This is a genomic window from Kitasatospora sp. NPDC048545 (genome assembly GCF_040651155.1).
Taxonomy (GTDB): domain Bacteria; phylum Actinomycetota; class Actinomycetes; order Streptomycetales; family Streptomycetaceae; genus Kitasatospora.
In genome coordinates this window covers 1-6,707 of record NZ_JBEZIQ010000123.1, presented here as the reverse complement: position 1 = coordinate 6,707, position 6,707 = coordinate 1, and the positions used below count along the sequence as shown (strand labels likewise).

Annotated in this window: 5 protein-coding genes; 1 reads left to right on the top strand and 4 read right to left on the bottom strand. The window is 69.1% G+C overall.

The features are described from left to right. Nucleotides 1–692 (top strand): 2-phosphosulfolactate phosphatase (locus AB0D10_RS45605; RefSeq protein ID WP_360268817.1); only part of this gene is annotated, 692 nt, incomplete at its 5' end. A gap of 59 nt (nucleotides 693–751) precedes the next feature. On the opposite strand, the gene AB0D10_RS45600 is transcribed toward AB0D10_RS45605, so the two are convergent. The 4 genes from AB0D10_RS45600 to AB0D10_RS45585 all read right to left on the bottom strand — a co-directional run bounded on the left by AB0D10_RS45600 (nucleotide 752) and on the right by AB0D10_RS45585 (nucleotide 6,603). Next, a complete protein-coding gene (locus AB0D10_RS45600; RefSeq protein WP_360268814.1) occupies nucleotides 752–1,117 on the bottom strand; it encodes a hypothetical protein in 366 nt (121 codons plus the stop codon). Nucleotides 1,118–1,208: 91 nt separating this feature from the next. Then, a complete protein-coding gene (locus AB0D10_RS45595) occupies nucleotides 1,209–3,416 on the bottom strand; it encodes a site-specific integrase (protein WP_360268812.1) in 2,208 nt (735 codons plus the stop codon). Further along, the gene (locus AB0D10_RS45590; protein ID WP_360268809.1) at nucleotides 3,413–5,131 is read right to left on the bottom strand and encodes a hypothetical protein; all 1,719 of its coding nucleotides are present in this window, start codon (nucleotides 5,129–5,131) and stop codon (nucleotides 3,413–3,415) included. Before AB0D10_RS45590 ends, AB0D10_RS45595 begins: the two co-directional genes overlap by 4 nt. Continuing rightward, nucleotides 5,131–6,603, bottom strand: a complete 1,473-nt coding sequence (locus AB0D10_RS45585) for a site-specific integrase (RefSeq protein ID WP_360268806.1) — start codon at nucleotides 6,601–6,603, stop codon at nucleotides 5,131–5,133. Before AB0D10_RS45585 ends, AB0D10_RS45590 begins: the two co-directional genes overlap by 1 nt. Nucleotides 6,604–6,707 lie beyond the last annotated feature (104 nt).

The window sequence follows — 6,707 nt, the reverse complement described above, 5'->3', positions numbered from 1 at the left end:
GTTTCCTTGGCATCGCTGAGCTGGTTGAAGCACCGTCCGTAGCGGTCGTGGTCGACGTCATGCGTGCTTTCACCGTGGCTGCCTGGGCCTTTGCCCAGGGGGCGGAAAAGATCGTTCTTGCTGAGTCGCTGGACGAAGCCCTGGCGCTCAAGGCTCGCCACCCGGATTGGGTGGCGCTCAAAGACGGTCCGCCCGCGCCCGGGTTCGACATGGTCAACTCGCCGGGCCTGCTGCGGTCTGTTGACCTTGGCGGACGGACCGTTGTGCAGAAGACCACGGCAGGGACGGTCGGCGCCCTTGCGGTCAAGGAGGCGCCGCTGGTGCTGTGCGCCAGCTTCGTGGTGGCGGAGGCAACGGCTCAGCTCTTGCGGACACGCGAGAGTGACAGTGTCACGTTCGTGGTCACTGGCGAGGATGGGCAGGCCGATGAAGATCTGGCGTGCGCTCAATACATCGCTCGGAGGGCCACCGAGGCTGGGACGGATGCTGCTGAGTTCCTCTGCCGCGCTGCCGAGTCGCGCGCCGCTGCCGAACTGGCGGAGGGGGTGCGTCAAGGAGTCCATCCCGATGACGTTGCACTCTGTCTTGAGCTCGACCGGTTCCCCTTTGCCATGGTGGCGACCTTGGAGGACCCGCTCATGGTCCTGCGTCCGTGCGCCATGCCTTCGCTGGCTGACGAGGACCCGGTCTGATCGCTGGCGAGCTGCAACTCTCACCATGCGAGAGCCAGCACCCAGTCGGGCATGCGGCATCAGCTGCATGTCCCGATGACGGTAGTTCGGGGTGGTGGCAGGAAGCTGACCCGAGTGGTGCCGGTAGTGATCTCGCGGAGCCGGACGATCTCTTCGTGCTGGGCGGCGAGGCGGGCCAGTGCCTGGGAGCGAAACTCGCTGAGTTCTTCATTCACGTTGTCGGCGCGGGCCAGCCGTTCTTTCAGAGTGGTGATCTCAGCTTTGAGCCGCTCGATCCGGGCTTCGCGCGGGTCGGGGATCTGTCCTGCTTCCTGAAGATTCTGCAGGCGGCGCTCGAACTCTTCGCGGAGGTGGGCATAGGGGCGGGCGCCGTAGAAGGCGGTGCGGTCGACGGCGGCCTCGCGAGCGAGGTCTTGATGTCGCACTTGCCGCCGGGCGGAATCTCTCCGCGCAGGAGCCGGTCCATGGCGGCTCGGATGCGGTTCTCGTTCTCGATGCGCTGGGCTGCGGTGATCCTCATGCGGAGTCCTCATCGGGCTGGTCGGTGGCGGCCGCGTCGATCTCGGAGACGACCCGGAGGGCCCGGTCGTGGTCGGCCTGCAGCCGGGCGTGTTCGGTCTTGCGAGCGGTCCCGAGCTGGCCGAGGAAGACCTTGGTCCGCTCGGCGTGCTCGGCCCAGACGGGGCGGTGACAGGGATGGTGGGTGGCCTGCGGGCAGCGGGCGGAGTCACACATCCCCACCAGCGGCCGGTTGGCGGTGGGAGTGCCGGCGAGTTTGAGGCAGAGCGCCCGGAAGGGGTCGGTGAACCAGCAGTAGTTCGCCGGTCCGAGGTGGAGGGTCCTGGCACGCTTGGTCAGCAGGTTGAGGACGTCGCGGTCGTTGCGCTGGGTCTTCGGGGCGGCGGCCGGGGCCTCATCGAGGCGGGCGTCGATGCTGGCGAAGAACTCGGTGAGGCTGCGGGCGCCGGGACCGGCGGGCAGGACGCCCTGCTGGTAGTTTCGGAACTCCTCCAGGACCAGCTGGAGATTGCGCTCGCTCTCGTGCTTGTTGACCTCCGCCAACAGCTCGGCCTGGGCCCCGCCAGGGCGCGAGGCATAGCCCTCCGTTGTGGCCACGGCGATATGCTTCAGGTGGATCTTGGAGGCTAGGACGCCGCCGGGCCGATAGGCCATCTCCAGAGACAAAGTCCGCCGCAGCATCCGTAGGTTGACCGGTCCGTCGGGAGTCGGGGCGAGCGCGAGCCGCCGGCCGGCGTCGGAGTTGACCCAGTTCTTGAACCACTGGTAGCGGACGTTGAAGGCGAACCGGCCGAGCAGTAGGGCTCCGTCCGCGGGGGCCTCGTGCAGTTGCTCAAGGAGTCCGACCGCGCGGTGGACGGGCTCGATGACGACCCATTCGTCGTCCGTGCCGCCCAGTGGCTGGCCTTTGACGATCTTGCTCGCGAGGCGGTAGCGGACCAAGCCCGGGATGGATTCCTCCGGAGGGCGGCGGCAGCCGATCCGCAGTTCCATCAGCTCGCTCGCGCGCATCCCGGAAATGGCGGCCGTGGTGATGAGCGCGGCGGTGCGGACGATGCCGACCACGGCGATGGCCTCCAGCCGGTGCAGCGGCAGGGTCCATGGCAGCGTGGATCCCTCGTCGGCCGTGGGGATGTGGTCTGCGTCTTGCCCGAAGGGTTTCTCGACACCGACCTGGGCGAGGACGTCTTCGAGCGGTCCGCGGAGGGCCGGCAGCCAGGCGGTGGCGAACTGGCTGAGGCCGGCCTGTCGGGCCAGGGTGCCCGTCGCGACAGACAGGAGGGGATCGTCCGGGGCCCAGCCGTCGGCGAGCCGCCGGGTGGCGTACCAGTCTTCGAGCATGGGCAGGGGTGTGCGCGTTCGTGTGTACTCGCCGAGCACTCGGCTGATCTCACGGGCCGGGACCCGGCTCTTGGGGCCGACTCGCCGCAGTTCCCGGAGCCGCCGCGCCGAGTACTGATCCGTGTCCCGGATTGCGTGTGCCAATTGGACGGCGTGCGGGCCGAGCGTGTCCACGATGTAGAGGGCGGCTGCGAGCATCGGCTGCAGGACGGCCTCCTCGACGGGCTGGGTCTTGTTCTCGGTGCGGCCGGAGGGCATCTCGGCGATCGCCGAGGCGGTGGCACCGCCCCAGGGCCGAAGGCTCGCGGAGACCCGGTCCGCCGTGAACAGGTCTCGGTAGTTGACGAGGTCGACGATGGCCTGCGCGGCGGCTCGTCGCGTGCCGGGGCTCTGTTCGCCGACGACGGCGCCGCGCTCGTCGAGCACGTATCGGCGGTGGGCCAGGTAAGCCTCGCAAAGGTGAGTATCGATCGCCTCCAGGCTTGTGATGGACCGCGTGTCCAGCCACTGGAACAGGCGGGTGAGCTCCTCCAGCCGGCCCACGCAACTGCGCAGGTGGAGCGCGGTGCGGTGGGCCCGGGACAGCGGGGCGACGGTCGGGTGCCGCGGGGCGAGCATGGCCAAGATGAGCTCCTTGGCGACCAGTCGCCAGCGAAGGTCACGGATGCCGGTGAAGTCGAGATGCCGGTGGCAGATCGGCAGTTGGACCGGCAGGCCGATGACCTGGGAGAAGTCCCAGATATCGTCCTCGAACAGCGGACGGCGGCAGCCTTCGGGCAGAGGCAGCCCGGCCTCGCGGCAGACGTCGGCGCCGGCGAAGACGCCAGACTGGCCATCGAACGCGGGAGCGGCAGCAGTGGTCACGCGGTCATCTCCTCGGGCCGTAGCGGAAGTTCAGCGTCCTCGTCGGCGATCTGTGGGGTCGCCGCCGCGAGGACGGCCGGGTCGAAGCGGTCCAGGACCTGCTGGATGCGGGCGGCATAGGGCCCGAAGACGGCCATGAACTGGGCGGCGGGCATCTGCTGCCACTGCCGGGAGAAGAACCCTTTGAGCCGCAGCAGGTTGACCGCGTGCCGGGGCGCGAACACGGCCAGCGGGCAGAGCAGGCAGACCCAGGGGCGGGCCGGACACGGTTTGCCCTTCGGCCCGTGCAGCCCGGACAGCTGATCCCCGCAGGCGGCGGTGAACACATCCCGCTGTCCGCCCACCAGCTCGGCGATCGCCGCATCGTCCAGTTCCAGGGCCGCCACCAGCTGCGGATAGTCCGCGACCAGCGCGGCCGCGTCCTCCTCGGTGATCACCGTGGGCGGGTGAGACCGCCGGAGCATGTCGTGCTGAGCGTCCTCGACGACCGCCTCAATAGCCTTTTGCTCAACCGGTGTTGTGGCCGTCAGGTAGTGGTCGCCCTCGACCTCGGGGGTGTGGTTCGGGTCGATCGTCGCCCGGCTGCGGCCCGCCCACGTGCCCTTGTCCCGCATCGCGTGATGCGTGGTGCGGATCCGCGCGCGGTGGATCTTCATCGGCTGGCCGTCCTGGGTGAACACCTCGTGCCGCACCACCCACCGCTGGATGGCCGCCCGGGCCCCGGACCCCGTGACCACGGTGAACTGCCCGGGCCGGCTGAGTGACAACCACAACCGGCGCCGCTCGGCGGGGCCGGACATACTCCGCAGCAGCGCCGAATGTGATAGCCACTGCTCCAGCAGCCGCACCGCCCGACGCGGCAGGTTCACACTCTCGCCCGCTGTGCGGCCCTTGATGTAGGAGAGCAGGATCGTGGAGTCCCCGGCCCAGTCGATGTCGTCAGTGACCAGGTCGTCGATGCCGTCGGGCACGATGCCGGAGTAGATCCCGAACAGCAGCCGGTAGGCGATCATCGCGTTGTGGGAGGGGAACAACTCCGCGTTGGCCTGCAGGAAGCCGCCCCGCTGGAACAAGGCGCCTTCCGTGATGCCGAGTTCCGCAGCGAACCGCGGAGCCGACACCGGGCCCAGGCGGGCCAGCAGCCAGCACAGATTCGCGACCGTCCAGCCACCGCGTTGCGGGTGCTGCCCGCCAGAAAGGGTGGCCAGGGCCTGCCGGTGGGCGGCGTACGACTCGTCGGTCAAAGTGCGGCAGACATCGGTCAGCCGCTGCCAGTCCGCCTCCGGGTAGGGCGGCAGCGGTCGGCGGTTGGGCTGGATGTTGAAGTGCCGGCCCGCCGCGAGCTCCAGCACCCCCTCGCCCAGAGTCCCGCCACTGCGGGCGAAGCCCTCCAGCAGAGCCTGGGTCAGTGCCTCCTGCTTGCCGATGCAGCCCATCCAGTACTCGGCCAACAGCCCCCGCCGCAGCTGGCCGGCGCCGTCGGCGAAACCGTGCTCGGCGAGGGTGCGGACCATGCTCCGCAGGGCCTGGACGTAGAAGGTGACGGTGCCTGCGCTGTCCGCGGTGCCGTGTGGGTGGATCAGTTCGACCAGGCCGGTGGCCAGGTCCCGTGCCAGGCGGGGGTTCGGCAGGCCATCCAGGGAGTACTCCGCGCGGCTGCCGTCGCTGAACACGCAGGTAATGCCGAGCGGTTCGTCGATGAGCATGGTCGGCATCAAAGGTCTCCGTCCTCGATGTCATCGGTGAACTCGGTATCGGCCTCGCGTTCGGCCGCCGCGTCGTCGGTCAGTCCGGCCGCCGCCCCGGCGTCTTCGTAGGCGTCCCGGTAGATGCGGGTGGTGTCCAGGCGGCGGAGGTACTTTTCCGTCGTCAGAACGGTCGAGTGGCCGAGGAGGTCGCGCAGCACGAGCAGCGGGTCTGCCTTGGTGAGGTAGAAGACGAGCGCGGCGTCCGCGTCGGTGTCCCGCACGAGCTTCGCGGCCTGCCGGTAGTGCCCGGTGACCAGGTATTCGAGGGTCCTCATCGAAAAGCTGTGGCGGAGCCGATGGGGCCAGACGTGCGGGAAGCGGGGCTCGAACCGGGCCCGGATCCGGCCCGAGGTCCGCTCGAAGACCGTCGCCCAGGCGGTGAACGGGCCGCCGCCGTTCTTTACTGCCAGCAGGCACGAGCCGCCTTCAGGGGCGACCAGTCGGCGCCGTTCGGCCGGGGTCAGCGATGCCCACGGTCTCCGGATCCCGTTGATCAGCCCGCCCCGGGCGTCGGGCTCGGACACCAGGAGCGGCTCGCCCCACCGTCGTGGCGGGCGCCACCTGCTGCCCTCCGCTGTGGCTGCCCGGTCCAGGTCCAGGTAGTCGTGCACCGTGGCGAGGGCCTCGTAGGAGATCCAGGTGGTGCGGAACTTCTTGCCCTTGGTGATCCCGGCCGGCACCGGGAAGGGGATCGGCACTGCGGTCGGCTCCGGGGGCAGTGCGGGGATCTCCCAGGGCAGCAGGTAGGTGAACTCCTGGAGCCGCAGCCCGGTCGCCAGCGCGAGATCACCGACTGCGGCATTGCGGGTCAGCTCCCGGCCGTGGAAGCCGGTGTCCTGCGAACCGTCCGGAGCGAGCCCGCGCAGTCCGTTGCGGAACAGCTCGGTGAAGTCCGGCTCCAGGTACTTGATCGTCACGTGCGGCTTGGGGGTGCGGCGAACCGCCAGGTTCACCTTCACCTCCCGCCCGGTCCCAGCGAACAGGGCCCGCGCGGACCGGTAGGTGAACGGCTCGGCTGTCGCGTACTCCTCGTTGATCGCCCACCGGTAGAACAGCGACAGAATGCTTATGTGCTGGCCCCAGGTTGTCGCCGCGAATCGGGCCTTCAATGGCCCCGCTGCCCGGTGCTCGGCGTACCGGCTCAGCCCCGCCTTCAACCGCTCGCGTGAGTCGAACAGCCCCACGCCGTGCTCTGCCAGGAACTCCATCCACTCTTTGACCGCCCGAGCGTAGTTCTCCCACGAGTTCGGCGCGGGCGCCCCGCTGGCCGGTAACTCACGCAGCCACCGGTTGACCACCGCGGCTGGACGCGGTGCGGCCGGACCGTCCTCGAAACGTAGGTCGTCGTCGATGAGCACGGGCATCCCCTCGGGGATCAACGGCCGGTACTCGATGTCCCAGGACTCCCAGCCCCGGGACGAGAAGAAATTCAGGATCACGAGCGCTGACAGTACGAACAGCACACGCGCCAGCGCAAAGCCCAAACACCCAGATCAATTGCCGAGTTGGAGCCAATCGCCACACGGAAACTAAGCAGAGACAA

Coding starts and splice junctions, on each gene's coding strand:
- AB0D10_RS45590 (WP_360268809.1), bottom strand. CDS start 5,131: ATGCCGACCATGCTCATCGACGAACCGCTCGGCATTACCTGCGTGTTC.